The sequence below is a fragment of the Exiguobacterium sp. SH0S1 genome, from assembly GCF_004337165.1.
Taxonomy (GTDB): Bacteria; Bacillota; Bacilli; order Exiguobacteriales; family Exiguobacteriaceae; genus Exiguobacterium; species Exiguobacterium aurantiacum_A.
The window spans coordinates 128,080-140,900 of sequence record NZ_SJVC01000001.1 but is presented as its reverse complement, the minus strand read 5'-3'; the positions used below and the strand labels follow the sequence as shown (position 1 = coordinate 140,900).

The 12,821-nt window shown below is 53.5% G+C and carries 10 protein-coding genes and 1 other annotated feature; all 10 genes read right to left on the bottom strand.

The window, feature by feature from the left end:
- Positions 1 to 8: 8 nt before the first annotated feature.
- Positions 9 to 229, bottom strand: a binding site (T-box leader).
- Positions 230 to 276: 47 nt separating this feature from the next.
- The 10 genes from hemL to tig all read right to left on the bottom strand — a co-directional run bounded on the left by hemL (position 277) and on the right by tig (position 12,727).
- Positions 277 to 1,581, bottom strand: coding sequence for a glutamate-1-semialdehyde 2,1-aminomutase (hemL, locus tag EVJ20_RS00695; protein WP_131469656.1), 1,305 nt, complete (start codon positions 1,579 to 1,581; stop codon positions 277 to 279).
- Positions 1,578 to 2,558, bottom strand: a complete 981-nt coding sequence (gene hemB / locus EVJ20_RS00690) for a porphobilinogen synthase (protein WP_071399362.1) — start codon at positions 2,556 to 2,558, stop codon at positions 1,578 to 1,580. Before hemB ends, hemL begins: the two co-directional genes overlap by 4 nt.
- The gene (locus tag EVJ20_RS00685; RefSeq protein WP_131506808.1) at positions 2,555 to 3,220 is read right to left on the bottom strand and encodes a uroporphyrinogen-III synthase; all 666 of its coding nucleotides are present in this window, start codon (positions 3,218 to 3,220) and stop codon (positions 2,555 to 2,557) included. The genes hemB and EVJ20_RS00685 overlap by 4 nt, the downstream gene beginning before the upstream one ends.
- Entirely contained in the window at positions 3,213 to 4,130 is a 918-nt protein-coding gene (gene hemC / locus EVJ20_RS00680; protein WP_131440976.1) for a hydroxymethylbilane synthase, read from the bottom strand. The genes EVJ20_RS00685 and hemC overlap by 8 nt, the downstream gene beginning before the upstream one ends.
- Before the next feature lie 58 nt (positions 4,131 to 4,188).
- Entirely contained in the window at positions 4,189 to 5,532 is a 1,344-nt protein-coding gene (gene hemA / locus EVJ20_RS00675; protein ID WP_070327719.1) for a glutamyl-tRNA reductase, read from the bottom strand.
- 186 nt (positions 5,533 to 5,718) lie between these two features.
- Positions 5,719 to 6,891, bottom strand: coding sequence for an AI-2E family transporter (locus tag EVJ20_RS00670; RefSeq protein ID WP_236633418.1), 1,173 nt, complete (start codon positions 6,889 to 6,891; stop codon positions 5,719 to 5,721).
- 95 nt (positions 6,892 to 6,986) lie between these two features.
- Complete coding sequence (yihA, locus tag EVJ20_RS00665) at positions 6,987 to 7,583, bottom strand: ribosome biogenesis GTP-binding protein YihA/YsxC (RefSeq protein WP_071399358.1); 597 nt, start codon at positions 7,581 to 7,583, stop codon at positions 6,987 to 6,989.
- Positions 7,580 to 9,883, bottom strand: a complete 2,304-nt coding sequence (gene lon, locus EVJ20_RS00660; RefSeq protein ID WP_070327724.1) for an endopeptidase La — start codon at positions 9,881 to 9,883, stop codon at positions 7,580 to 7,582. Before lon ends, yihA begins: the two co-directional genes overlap by 4 nt.
- 72 nt (positions 9,884 to 9,955) lie before the next feature.
- On the bottom strand, positions 9,956 to 11,224 hold the full coding sequence (clpX, locus tag EVJ20_RS00655) for an ATP-dependent protease ATP-binding subunit ClpX (RefSeq protein WP_016508522.1): 1,269 nt from the start codon (positions 11,222 to 11,224) through the stop codon (positions 9,956 to 9,958).
- Positions 11,225 to 11,434: 210 nt separating this feature from the next.
- On the bottom strand, positions 11,435 to 12,727 hold the full coding sequence (gene tig, locus EVJ20_RS00650) for a trigger factor (protein WP_070327725.1): 1,293 nt from the start codon (positions 12,725 to 12,727) through the stop codon (positions 11,435 to 11,437).
- Positions 12,728 to 12,821: the final 94 nt, after the last annotated feature.

Here is a 12,821-nt window from a genome sequence, read left to right as displayed (position 1 = left end):
TCCTTAACGCTAAGGACGAAAGAAGCCGTATCTTCCGCGGTACCACCTTAGTTCGCCAACACGTGGCGCCCTCAAAATCGAATAACGGTCGATGGACCGGACCTTCCTACTTGATTCACAAGGTCAGCTCCGAGGCGACTTCCGCACACTTCCCTCGCGACCTTGCACCAAGCGGCCGCGTCTCTAGAAAGGAGTGTTGTTGCGTACTATTCCTCATCATAGCTTTTAAACGTATCTGTTAAACAATTGTAGCGATTGAAGACGTTTCAGTCAAGATTACAGTGAAAACTCTTGTTGTAGCTCTTTGAACGTCGCTTCGACCGCCGCGAGCGTCTGATCGATATCTTCGTCTGTATGCACAGTCGACAAGAACAAGCCTTCGAACTGTGACGGTGGCAAGAACACGCCACGCGCCGCCATCTTCTGATAGTACGAGCGGAACATGTCGAGGTTCGACGTTTTCGCCTTCTCGAAGTTCGTCACTTTCTCGTTCGTGAAGAAGAAGCCGAACATCGAGCCGGCCCGGTTCGTGTCGTGCGGGATGTTATATTTCTCGGCCGCTGCCGTGAAACCTGCCGCGAGGCGGTCGGCTTTGCGCTCGAACTCCTCGTAGTGCTCAGGCTTGAGTTGCGACAGCGTCGTGTAGCCGGCGATCATCGCGAGCGGGTTGCCTGAAAGCGTCCCTGCTTGGTAGATTGGCCCTTGCGGTGCGATGTGTTCCATGATCTCCCGTTTGCCGCCGTAAGCGCCGACCGGAAGGCCGCCGCCGATGACTTTGCCGAGGCACGTAAGATCAGGCGTCACGCCAAAGTAACCTTGGGCGCAATTGTAGCCGACGCGGAAGCCGGTCATGACCTCGTCAAAGATGAGGAGTGCGCCGTTTTGTTCCGTGATCTCACGCAGTCCTTCGAGGAATCCTGGCTGCGGCGGGACGAAGCCCATGTTGCCGGCAGCCGGCTCGACGATGACGCCGGCGATGTCGTCGCCGTGCTTCTCGAACGCGATGCGAAGCGCGTCGAGGTCGTTGTATGGGACGGTGAGCGTGTGGCTCGCCAAGTCTTTCGGGACGCCTGGTGAGTCCGGGAGACCGAGTGTCGCGACACCTGATCCGGCCTTGATGAGGAGCGAGTCCCCGTGGCCGTGGTAGCAGCCTTCAAACTTCAAGATCTTCGTCTTGCCCGTATAGCCGCGTGCGAGGCGGAGAGCCGCCATCGTCGCTTCCGTACCGGAGTTGACCATGCGGACCATCTCGATCGATGGGACGCGGTCGATGACGAGCTCGGCCATCTTCGTCTCGAGCTCCGTCGGTGTCCCGAACGTCCAGCCTTTTTCAGCCTGATCTTGAATCGCTTTCATGACGACCGGGTCGCGGTGACCGAGAATGAGTGGTCCCCATGAGAGGACGTAGTCGATGTACTCGTTGCCGTCGATGTCGTAGACGCGTGAACCTTCACCGCGTTCGGCGAAGATCGGCGTCATCCCGACCGATTTATAGGCACGGACCGGGCTGTTGACCCCGCCCGGCATGAGTGGGAGTGCTTGTTTGAACGCTGCTTCTGAGCGAGTTTGTTTGTATGTCATGCGAATTCTCCTTCCAAATAGCGACAGACGTCTTTTGCGAAATACGTGACGATCAAATCGGCACCGGCTCGTTTGAAACCGACCATCGTCTCCATGACGATACGTTGTTCATCGATCCAGTCGTTCATCGACGCCGCTTTAATCATCGCATACTCCCCGCTCACGTTATACGCCACGATCGGCATATCGAGCGAGTCGCGCATGTCGCGGATGATGTCCATGAACGCGAGCGCCGGTTTGACGATCATGAAGTCGGCACCTTGCTCGACGTCCGACTGTGATTCCCGGAACGCCTCGCGGCGGTTAGCCGGGTCCATCTGATAGCCTTTGCGGTCGCCTTCACCAGGCGCCGACTGCGCCGCGTCACGGAACGGTCCGTAGTACGCCGATGCGTATTTGACGCCGTAGCTCATGATCGGGATGTGGCTGAAGCCGTTTTGGTCGAGCCCTTCGCGGATGGCGGCGACGAAGCCGTCCATCATCGAGCTCGGCGCGATGATGTCTGCGCCCGCTTGCGCTTGCGTGATCGCCGTCTGGACGTGAAGCGGCAGTGACGCGTCGTTATCGACGTCACCGTTCTTCACGATGCCACAGTGGCCCGTCGACGTATATTCACAGAGGCACGTGTCGGCGATGACCGTGAGCTGTGGTGCCCACTCTTTCACTTTGCGGATCGCTTCTTGGACGATGCCGTGGTCGTGGTACGCTTCCGTGCCTTCCGGGTCTTTATGCTCAGGTACACCGAACAAGAGAACGGACTCGAGCCCGAGGTCGACGAGCTCACGGATCTCGTCTTCGAGACGATCGAGCGAGAAGTTGAAGACGCCAGGCATCGAGCTGACTTCGCGTTTAATATTTGTCCCTTCGACGACGAAGAGCGGATAAATCAAATCTTCTTTCCGAACATGGTTTTCACGTACGAGTGCACGCATCGACTTCGACGAGCGCAGACGACGGTGACGATCGAATTGGTTCATGAAAAATCTCCCCCTACACACTGTATTAATGCATCCATAGTATAACACTCAGGCACTCGGACCGGTAACGTCGACACTTCTCGGACGGCCCGCTCGGTCACTTCGCCGATGGCATACCACGTGCCGTGGAACCGTTCGAGGTAAGGCGTGAGCGCGTGGACGGCGGATGGGCTGAGCACGAGTAGCGCCTCGACGTGTTCGAGCGCGGCCGCTTGATCGGCCGTGAGTGCTTTCTCGACCGTCTCATAGACGACCCAATCGTACACATGCGGCAATTGCTGCATGTGCTCGGTGTTCGCCAAATCCCCACGGGCGAACAAGACGACGTCATCCTCACCGACGACGTTCGCCAACTCGCGGAACAACGCCTCGCCCGTATACGTCTCCGGCATGAGCGAAACGGTGAACCCTTCTGCCTCGAGCGCGTCCCGCGTCTTCTCGCCGACGGCAGCGACTTGAACGTCCCGAGGAACGTCTTGAAGCGCTGGGACAGCGGTTTGACTCGTGACGACGAGCCAGTCGAACGAATCAGTTGGCGTTGGTTTCCCGGTCAGCCGTGTCTCGATCATCGGGACGTGATGAACGGAAAGACCGCTCGCGTCGAGCAAGGCCCGTTGCGAAGCGGTCAGTCGTTTTGTCCCTGTGTACCAGACGTCACACATTGACCGAGGCGAGGATCTCGCGTCCGCCACGTCCGAGCAAGTCGTCAGCGACGTCTTGACCGAGCGCGACTTCGTCCGTTGACGTTTTCGTCACACGGAGCACGTCTTTGCCGTCGACCGAGGCGATCAAGCCGGTGAGCGTGACCGTGTCCCCGTCAACCGTCGCGTAGCCGCCGACCGGTACGTGGCAGCTGCCTTCGATCGCCTTCAAGAACGTCCGCTCCGCCGTCGCAGCTTTCGCCGTCACGTCATCGTGAAGGAGCTGTAAAATCTGCGTCACTTCGGCGTCGTCTTTCCGGCTCTCGATCGCGAGTACACCTTGTCCGACGGCCGGTACCATCATGTCGGCGTCGAGCGCTTCGAACTTGACGCGGTCGGTCCAACCCATGCGCTCAAGTCCCGCTTTCGCGAGCAAGATGGCGTTGAAGTTCTCGGTATCGAGTTTTTTCAAGCGCGTGTCGATGTTGCCGCGAATCCATTGGATCTCGAAGTCCGGACGGGCTGCGAGCATCTGTGCACCGCGACGGAGCGAGCTCGTCCCGATGACCGCGCCTTGCGGCAACGTCTCGAGCGTGTAGCCGTTCTCGCAAATTAGTACGTCACGCGCGTCGACACGTTTTGGCATACAGCTGATAAAGAGGTCTTCCGGCAGTTCGGCCGGGACGTCTTTCATGCTGTGGACGGCAAAATCGATGTCACCGGCGAGCATCTGTTGTTGGATCTCTTTGACGAACAAGCCTTTCCCGCCGACTTTCGACAGTTGGACGTCGACGATTTGGTCACCTTTCGTCACGATTTCTTTGATCTCGAACTCGTTCTGGGCCCCGGCTTGCTTCAATTGTTCGATGACCCATTTCGTTTGTGTCATCGCGAGTTGTGAGCGGCGTGAGCCGACGATAATTTTACGCATAATGTTTAGTCCCCTTCATAGAAAAAGGCGACGAGATCCGCCGCCTTTTTGGTTTGTATTAGCGCATCAACGCGCGAAGTGGTGCTTTAGCCGCCATCGCTTCTAGCTCTTCCGGTTCTGTGTCCGCAGTCGGAACGTCGACGTCTAGCGCGAACGCTTCGACGAACTGGGCGATGCGCGTGTTCGCGTCCGGTTGAGCGGCCGCGTCTTTAATGTAGTCGATCGGTTCACGCAGCATGTGGTTGATGATCGACTTCATGTGCTTGCCGATGACTTTCTTGTCCCGGTCCGACAGATGGTCGAGCTTGCGCTCAAGACTTTCCATCGTCTCTTCTTGGACGCGGAGCGCTCGTTCGCGCAACTCGTTCATGATCGGCACGACACCGAGCGTGACGAGCCATGCTTGGAACTCTTGAATCGCCTCATCAATCTTCACTTCAATCTTTTCTGCCTCGACGAGACGGGCTGCCAAGTTTTTATTGACGATCCCGTTCAAGTCATCGACATCAAACAAACGGACGCCCGGAAGCGACCGGACCGCTGGATCGATATCTCGCGGCACGGCAATGTCAATGAGAAGAAGTGGACGTTCCCGACGCAACAATTGCGCTGCGGCGACGTCGTCATACGCGATAACGGCTTCTTTGGCCCCGGTCGAGCTGATCAAAATATCGGCATCGAGCAGTCCACAGGCGATCTCGCGGATCGAGTGGGCTCGGCCTTTGAACTTGGCAGCGACCGCTTTCGCTTTACTTTCAGTCCGGTTGAAGACGGCAATTTGTTTGGCGCCGGCTTCGAACAAGTTGAGCGTTGTCAGCTCACCCGTCTCACCTGCACCGACGACGACAACTTGTTTGTCATCGAGGCGCGTGTACATCTCTTGGGCGAGCGCGACCGCAGCCGAGCTGACCGATACAGACATTTCCCCAATTTGCGTGTCAGTATGGGCCCGTTTGGCGAGCGTCACGGCTTCTTTGAACAATTTATTAAACACTGTCCCCGTCGTCCCGTTCTCTTGGGCGCGGAAGAAGCTTGACTTCACTTGTCCTAAAATCTGCGTTTCCCCGATGATCATCGAGTCGAGACCCGACGTGACACGGAACAAGTGACGAATCGCTTCCTCCCCTTCACGGATCGACAAGTATGGTGTGAACTGATCCATCTCAAGATCGAACCAGTTCGCTAAAAAACGTTTTGTATAATAACGACCCGTATGGAGCTGGTCTGTGACGACGTATAGCTCGGTACGGTTACAGGTCGACAAAATAACCGATTCAAAAATGCTTTTCTCTTCGCGGAGCGCAATCATCGCATCCACGATTTCTTGCTCCCCAAACGAGAACTGCTCCCGAATCGCGACAGGGGCTGTCTTGTTATTTAGTCCAACGACGACAATATGCATGTACCTCTTCCCCTCATCTAAAATCACAGTGGCGGTTGTCATTTCTTTTTTACGTCTCTACCGTACAGTATAACAATTTTTATTTAGGAACTATAATCTTCTGTTCGATTTTCGTGAAATAATTTAAGAACTTTTTGTGACAAAAAAAAGTAGAAACGGTCAAATTGGCCATTTCTACTTGTTTTGTCATTTAAGTGACGATGAATCTGTGATAATCGTACTTTCCGGCTTGTCTTCTTCCTCCGACTCGAGGTAATGTTGTCGCTCTTTCAATTTATAGATGCGGACGATGTTTTTGACGACGACTTTCGCCACTGCATACGTCGGAACCGCAACCAACATCCCGATGATCCCAGCCAGGTTACCGGCCACGAGCAAGACGATGATGATCGTGAGCGGATGCACTTTGAGCGTTTTCCCTTGAATGAGCGGGGAGATGACGTTCGCCTCGATCTGTTGGACGATGATGATGACGAGGATGACCCAGAGCACTTTGATCGGATCTTGGATGAAGGCGACGACGACGGCCGGTGCCGCCCCGAGGAACGGTCCGACGTACGGGATGATGTTCGTCACCATCATGAAGAGTGCGAGCAAGATGGCGTAGTCGACACCGACGATCCAAAGACCGATGAGCGACGTGATCCCGACGAAGAACGCGACGATCAGTTGGGCGTGCACGTAGTTCTTAACGGTCGTGTGCATGTCGTTCAAAATTTTACGTGTCTCTTTCTCATAGCTCGATGGCAACAGCTTGACGATCGAGTCCGGCAAATGCTTCCCGTCAAGCAGCATATAGAGCAACATGAACGGAATGACGACGATCGTGATGACAGCTGATGTAATGAATCCGATGACTTGGCCGAATGAAGAAGCAATATTGCCAAAAATATCACCGAGGTATGTGGTGACATTATTGGTCAAGTCGGTGAACATGTCATCGTTTTCCGCCATGAAGCGCGACAGGAACTCGTTTTGCATAAGCGAGTCACGCACTGAGAACGCTTGTTGCTGCAACTCTTTGGCGATGCTCGGCATCGCGTTGACGAGATCGGTCACTTGTTCGACGAGCACGGGCCCGAGAATACTGAAAACGAGCGTGATGATCAGGATAAGCGATGTTAGCGTGATTGCGACTGACATGCCACGTTTCCCGGACCGTCGTTCTAAATAATCGACGACTCCAACGAGAAAATAAAAGAAAAGTCCTGAAATAATAAGCGGTACCGTGACGAGCGCCAATATGACTTGGATCGGTTCGAACACGAATGAAATCTCTGTCCCGACCAAGATCACTAAGAAAATCGTCAACGTCCAAAATAAGAAGCGATACCATTTGCTTTCAAACATTCTCTGCATCTTTCCACCTCGTTTATTAATGTATTGCTATACAATATGACAATTATACGATACTTACCCGTTCACGTAACCCTAAAAACAAAAAGACGAGGGGGTTATCCCTCGTCGTCCGTCAACAAATCGTAGATGGCTTTCCACGCTTCGTCTTTTCCTTCTGCCGTTTCGGCCGAGAAAGAGACGAATCGGTCAGTCGATTCGAATTGAAGCTTCCGCTTCACGGCCGCCTCATGTTTCTGGCGCTGCGCTTTCTTGATCTTATCGAGTTTCGTCGCGACGACGATGACCGGAATCTCATAATGTTTCAAGAAATTGTACATCGTCACGTCATCACCCGACGGCTCGTGTCGGATATCGACCAAGAGGACGACACCTTTGAGCGCGCTTTGCGACGTCAAGTATTGCTCCATCATGACGCCCCACTTCTCACGCTCGGTCTTCGAAACTTTGGCATACCCGTAGCCCGGGACGTCGACGAACATGATCTCGTCATTGATGTTGAAGAAGTTCAGCGTCTGCGTCTTCCCCGGTTTTGATGATGTCCGGGCGAGTGCTTTACGCTGACAGATCTTGTTGATGAATGACGATTTCCCGACGTTCGAACGGCCGGCGAGTGCGACTTCTGGCAACTCGTGGACCGGATAATGGTCCGGCGCCACGGCACTCGTAATAAATTCTGCTTTATTGATTTTCATTGTTTTCCTCCAAATGCTACTTCTAATACTTGATCGAGCATCGTGACCGGGACGAACGTCAGTTTTTCACGGACGGTGTCTTGAATGTCATCGATGTCACGTTCATTGTCTTTCGGGATGATGATGGTCGTGAGTCCGGCCCGATGCGCGGCGAGCGCTTTTTCTTTCAAGCCGCCGATCGGCAGGACACGGCCACGGAGCGTGATCTCTCCGGTCATCCCGATGTCACGTCGGACTTTCTTCCCGGTCAAGGCCGAGATAAGCGCCGTCGCGATCGTGATCCCGGCGGATGGCCCGTCTTTCGGGACGGCACCTTCCGGGACGTGGATGTGCACGTCTTGCCGCTCGTAGAACGTCGGGTCGATCCCGAACCGTTCCGCGTTCGAGCGGACGTAACTGTACGCCGTCTGCGCCGACTCCTGCATGACGTCGCCGAGTTTCCCCGTCAACTGCAGCTTGCCTTTGCCCGGTGCGAGCGCGACTTCGATCGTGAGCGTATCGCCGCCGAACGCCGTGTAAGCGAGGCCTGTGACCGCTCCGATCGAGTCTTCCGTCTCGCCTTTGCCGTAACGATACTTCGGTTTCCCGAGGTAGTCGCTTAGGACTTTGAGCGACACGGTGACACGTTTCTTCTCGCCGATCGCGATCTGTTTCGCCGCTTTCCGGCAAAGCGATCCGATGACACGCTCAAGGTTGCGGACGCCGGCCTCGCGTGTGTAGCGGCGGACGACTTCATAGAGCGCGTCTTCTTTAATCGTGAGCTGGCTCTTTTTCAAGCCGTGTTCTTTATATTGTTTTGGAATCAAGTGACGTTTCGCGATCTCGACTTTTTCGAGCTCCGTGTAGCCGCCGATTTGAATGAGTTCCATCCGGTCGAGGAGCGGGGCCGGAATTTGCGAGACGTCGTTCGCCGTCGCGATGAACAGCACGTTCGACAAGTCGAACGGCTCCTCGATGTAATGGTCCGAGAACGAGACGTTCTGTTCCGGGTCGAGCACTTCGAGCATGGCCGAAGCCGGGTCGCCCCGGAAGTCCGACGCCATCTTGTCGATCTCATCGAGCAAGAACACCGGGTTCTTACTTTCAGCTTGCTTCAAGCCACGGATGATCCGGCCTGGCATCGCGCCGATATACGTCCGGCGGTGACCGCGAATCTCAGCCTCGTCACGCACCCCACCGAGCGAGACGCGGACGAAGTTACGTTCGAGCGCCGAAGCGATCGAGCGGGCGAGCGACGTCTTCCCGACCCCAGGAGGTCCGGCGAGACAAAGGATCGGTCCCCGCAGCGAGTTCGTCAATTGACGGACCGCCAAGTATTCGAGGATCCGGTCTTTGACCGATTCGAGCCCGTAATGGTCATCGTCGAGGACACCGGCCGCATGTTTGACGTCCAATTTATCTTCGGTTTCAATTCCCCACGGCAGCGAGACAATCCAATCGAGGTAGTTGCGGATGACGGCGTACTCAGGTGACGTCGCCGGGACGACGTTCAACCGTTCCGCTTCCCGCATGACGTTCTTCCGTGTCGTTTCCGGCAAGTCGAGCGCCTCGAGCTTCTCGAGAAGACGGTTCGGTTCCGACTCTTGCGACTGGTCTCCGAGTTCTTGTTGAATCGTCTTCATCTGTTCACGTAAGTAGTACTCTTTTTGCGCTTGTTCAATCGTCTTCTTCGTCCGTTCACGCAACTCTTGTTCGAGCTCGATGATCTCGACTTCGTGCGTCATGATCTCGAGAAGTTCGAGCCCGCGTTTGACCGCGTCTGGTTCTTCAAGCATCGCTTGGCGAATGTCGACATCGACATCGAGTTTCGATGAGATGTAGTCAGTGAGCGATTCGAGCCGCTCATACATCTCAAACCGACGACGCTCGTCCGGTGACAAGCCTTTGATCGTCCCGACGAGTTTGCCGAACTGTTCTTTCAAGAGCCGCACGAGTGCCGTCCGCTCGACTTCTTCCCCTTCAACGAGTTCGAGCGAGTCGACGTCAGCAAACCAGCCGTCTTTCGTCGCTTCGACGGCGTTGATTTTGACGCGTTCTTTCCCGACGAGGCGGACCCGTACCGTATCGTTCGACAGTTCGCTCATCTTGGCGATGTGGACCCGCGTCCCGATCGCGTAAAGGTCTTCCGGTTCAGGTGATTCTTTGCCTGTCTCTTTTTGTGTGACGACAATCAAATCTGTCTCGTGTTCCTTTGCGGCAAGGAGTGCTCGTAATGAGAGCGGTCGCCCGACGTCGATCGTCACTCCGATCAGCGGATAAACGACAACTCCACGCAAAGGAAGAATTGGTAATTGTTCCATTACAACGCCTCCTGTGCAAAAAGGCCCAAAACTCGGTTGTGCCGAGTGTTTGAGCCTTTTTCGTTAAGAACTTTAAGCTGTTTCTTGGTTGTCCCCTGTCTGTTCGACAGTACCATCACGGAGAACATATTTCGGACCGGCAAGACCCGTAATCGTTTCGTCTGTAATGATGACTTTCTCGATATCGTCACGCGATGGGACGGTGAACATCACATCGAGCATCATTTCTTCGATAATCGAGCGGAGACCACGTGCACCTGTCTTACGTTTGATCGCAAGTTTGGCAATTTCAATCAACGACTCGTCTGTGAACGTGAGTTCGACGTCGTCGAGTTCGAGCATCTTCACGTACTGACGGACGAGCGCGTTTTTCGGCTTCGTCAAGATTTCGACGAGCGCTGACTCGTCGAGTGTCATGAGCGTCGCCATGACCGGTAGACGTCCGATAAATTCAGGGATCAAGCCGAATTTTTGAAGGTCTTCCGGCAATGCGCGGGCGAGCAAGTCTTCTTGCGTCATCTCGCGATTTTCTTGTTCGTTCCCGAAACCGATGACTTTCTTCCCGATGCGGCGTTTGACGACCGCTTCGATGCCGGCGAATGCGCCGCCGACGATGAAGAGAATGTTCGTCGTATCGATTTGGATGAACTCTTGATGCGGATGCTTCCGTCCACCTTGTGGCGGTACGCTTGCAGTCGTCCCTTCAAGAATCTTGAGCAAGGCTTGTTGGACCCCTTCACCAGACACGTCACGCGTGATCGATGGGTTTTCCGACTTGCGGGCAATCTTATCGATTTCATCGATATAGATAATCCCTTTTTCAGCCTTCTCGACATCGTAGTCAGCCGATTGGATCAGCTTGAGCAAGATGTTCTCGACGTCTTCCCCGACGTAACCGGCTTCCGTCAAGCTCGTCGCATCCGCGATTGCGAACGGGACGTTCAAGACGCGAGCCATCGTCTGAGCGAGAAGCGTTTTACCGCTACCAGTTGGTCCGATCATGACGATGTTCGACTTCGAAAGTTCGACATCATCAGAACGGCCACCGGCGTTGATGCGTTTATAGTGGTTATAGACAGCTACCGAAAGCGCACGTTTCGCCCGGTCTTGGCCGATGACATACTCGTCAAGGACGTTACGGATCTCTTGTGGTTTTGGAATGTCTTTGAATTCGACTTCTTCTTCGACACCGAGCTCTTCCTCAACGATTTCATTGCAAAGTTCAATACATTCGTCACAAATGTATACGCCAGGACCGGCGACTAGTTTACGGACTTGTTCTTGCGATTTCCCGCAAAACGAGCATTTAAGTTGTCCCTTTTCCTCGTTAAATTTGAACATTCGGTACACCCCTTCTGAATGAAAATGGATGTAAGTGCGATAAATCGCCTATTTGTATTTTCAGGTGCAAAGCACTCACGAAAAAACATTTACATCTCTGCGTTGCAATAATTGTAGCATGAACATATAGCGACATCAAAGATTAACACATACAAAGTGTCATTACAGAAAAAAGGACGACTGCGTGGCAGTCGCCCTCATCTCATCTAATTACTTCGCTTTACCAGTTTCAACGAGGATGTCGATCGCCTTACGGAATTTGAGGTCACCTTTAAGTGTCTCGATTCCGCCTTGCGGTGCGAGCATCGTACGGAGTTGGTCCGGTGCGATGTTGTAGAGTTTAGACATTTCTTCGAGTTCTTTCTCAGCATCTTCATCAGTTACTTCGATCGCTTCTTTTTCAGCGATTGCTTTCAAGACGAGACGAGCTTTAACGCGCTCTTCAGCTTGCTCTTTCATCTCTTCACGCATAGCTTCTTCTGTTGTGCCAGTGAGTTCGAAGTACATGTTGAGGTCGATGCCTTGTGAAGATACACGAGTACCGAACTCTTGAACCATGCGGTCTACTTCTTGGTCGATGAGGATTGCAGGTACGTCGATTGTCGCGTTAGCAGTTGCTTGCTCAACGAGTTGGTCGCGCATCGTGCCATCAGCTTCTTGTTGCTTCGCAGCTTCTAAGCGCTCACGAATTTTCGCTTTCAACTCGTCGAGTGATGCTACTGACTCGTCGATGTCTTTTGCGAACTCGTCGTCGAGCTCAGGAACTTGCTTCGCTTTTACTTCGTGAAGTTTGACTTTGAACGTCGCTGGTTTACCCGCCAAGTTGTCAGCGTGGTACTCTTCAGGGAATGTTACTTCGATGTCTTTTTCTTCACCAGCAGTCATGCCTACCATTTGCTCTTCGAATCCAGGAATGAATTGACCTGAACCGATTTCAAGTGTGTAGTTTTCAGCCGTGCCACCTTCGAATTGCTCGCCTTCAGCGAAACCTGCGAAATCAAAGACAGCTGTATCGCCGTTTTCGACTGCGCCTTCTTTAACAGCAAGTTCTGCGCCTTGCTCTTTGAGGGCGTCAAGTTCTGCTGCGACTTCTTCGTCTGTGACGTTCGTTTCTACAGCATCGTACTCGAGACCTTTGTAGTCGCCGAGCTCAGCTTCTGGTTCAACCACGAATGTTACTTTGAAAGTAACCGGTTGACCTTTTTCGAGTGTGCCATCAACGTCGATGTTTTCGAGAGCCATTGGTTCGAAACCAGCTTCTTCGACTGCAGATTGGATTGTGTCACGGTAGAGGATATCAAGCGCATCTTGGAAGAGTGCTTCTTCTCCGTACATTTTGTTGAACATTGGACGTGGCAATTTCCCTTTACGGAAGCCAGGTACGTTCAAGTTTTTGACGACATCTTTAAATGCTGCGTCGACTGCTTTATTGAATGCTTCTGCAGGTGCTTCGTACGTGAGTACGCCTTGGCTACCTGATGTTTTTTCCCATTTTGCTGTCATGCTAAGTCCCTCCAACAAATTCGTTTATTCTTCTATACCGTACAAAAATGTACAACAATCAGTATTATAGCATAAATCCGGTGACTGCACACAA

What these genes read in the sequence shown, in the direction of transcription:
- hemL (WP_131469656.1), bottom strand. Translation starts at nt 1,581, where the DNA reads ATGACATACAAACAAACTCGCTCAGAAGCAGCGTTCAAACAAGCACTC.
- hemB (WP_071399362.1), bottom strand. Translation starts at nt 2,558, where the DNA reads ATGAACCAATTCGATCGTCACCGTCGTCTGCGCTCGTCGAAGTCGATG.
- EVJ20_RS00685 (WP_131506808.1), bottom strand. Translation starts at nt 3,220, where the DNA reads ATGTGTGACGTCTGGTACACAGGGACAAAACGACTGACCGCTTCGCAA.
- hemC (WP_131440976.1), bottom strand. Translation starts at nt 4,130, where the DNA reads ATGCGTAAAATTATCGTCGGCTCACGCCGCTCACAACTCGCGATGACA.
- hemA (WP_070327719.1), bottom strand. Translation starts at nt 5,532, where the DNA reads ATGCATATTGTCGTCGTTGGACTAAATAACAAGACAGCCCCTGTCGCG.
- EVJ20_RS00670 (WP_236633418.1), bottom strand. Translation starts at nt 6,891, where the DNA reads ATGCAGAGAATGTTTGAAAGCAAATGGTATCGCTTCTTATTTTGGACG.
- yihA (WP_071399358.1), bottom strand. Translation starts at nt 7,583, where the DNA reads ATGAAAATCAATAAAGCAGAATTTATTACGAGTGCCGTGGCGCCGGAC.
- lon (WP_070327724.1), bottom strand. Translation starts at nt 9,883, where the DNA reads ATGGAACAATTACCAATTCTTCCTTTGCGTGGAGTTGTCGTTTATCCG.
- clpX (WP_016508522.1), bottom strand. Translation starts at nt 11,224, where the DNA reads ATGTTCAAATTTAACGAGGAAAAGGGACAACTTAAATGCTCGTTTTGC.
- tig (WP_070327725.1), bottom strand. Translation starts at nt 12,727, where the DNA reads ATGACAGCAAAATGGGAAAAAACATCAGGTAGCCAAGGCGTACTCACG.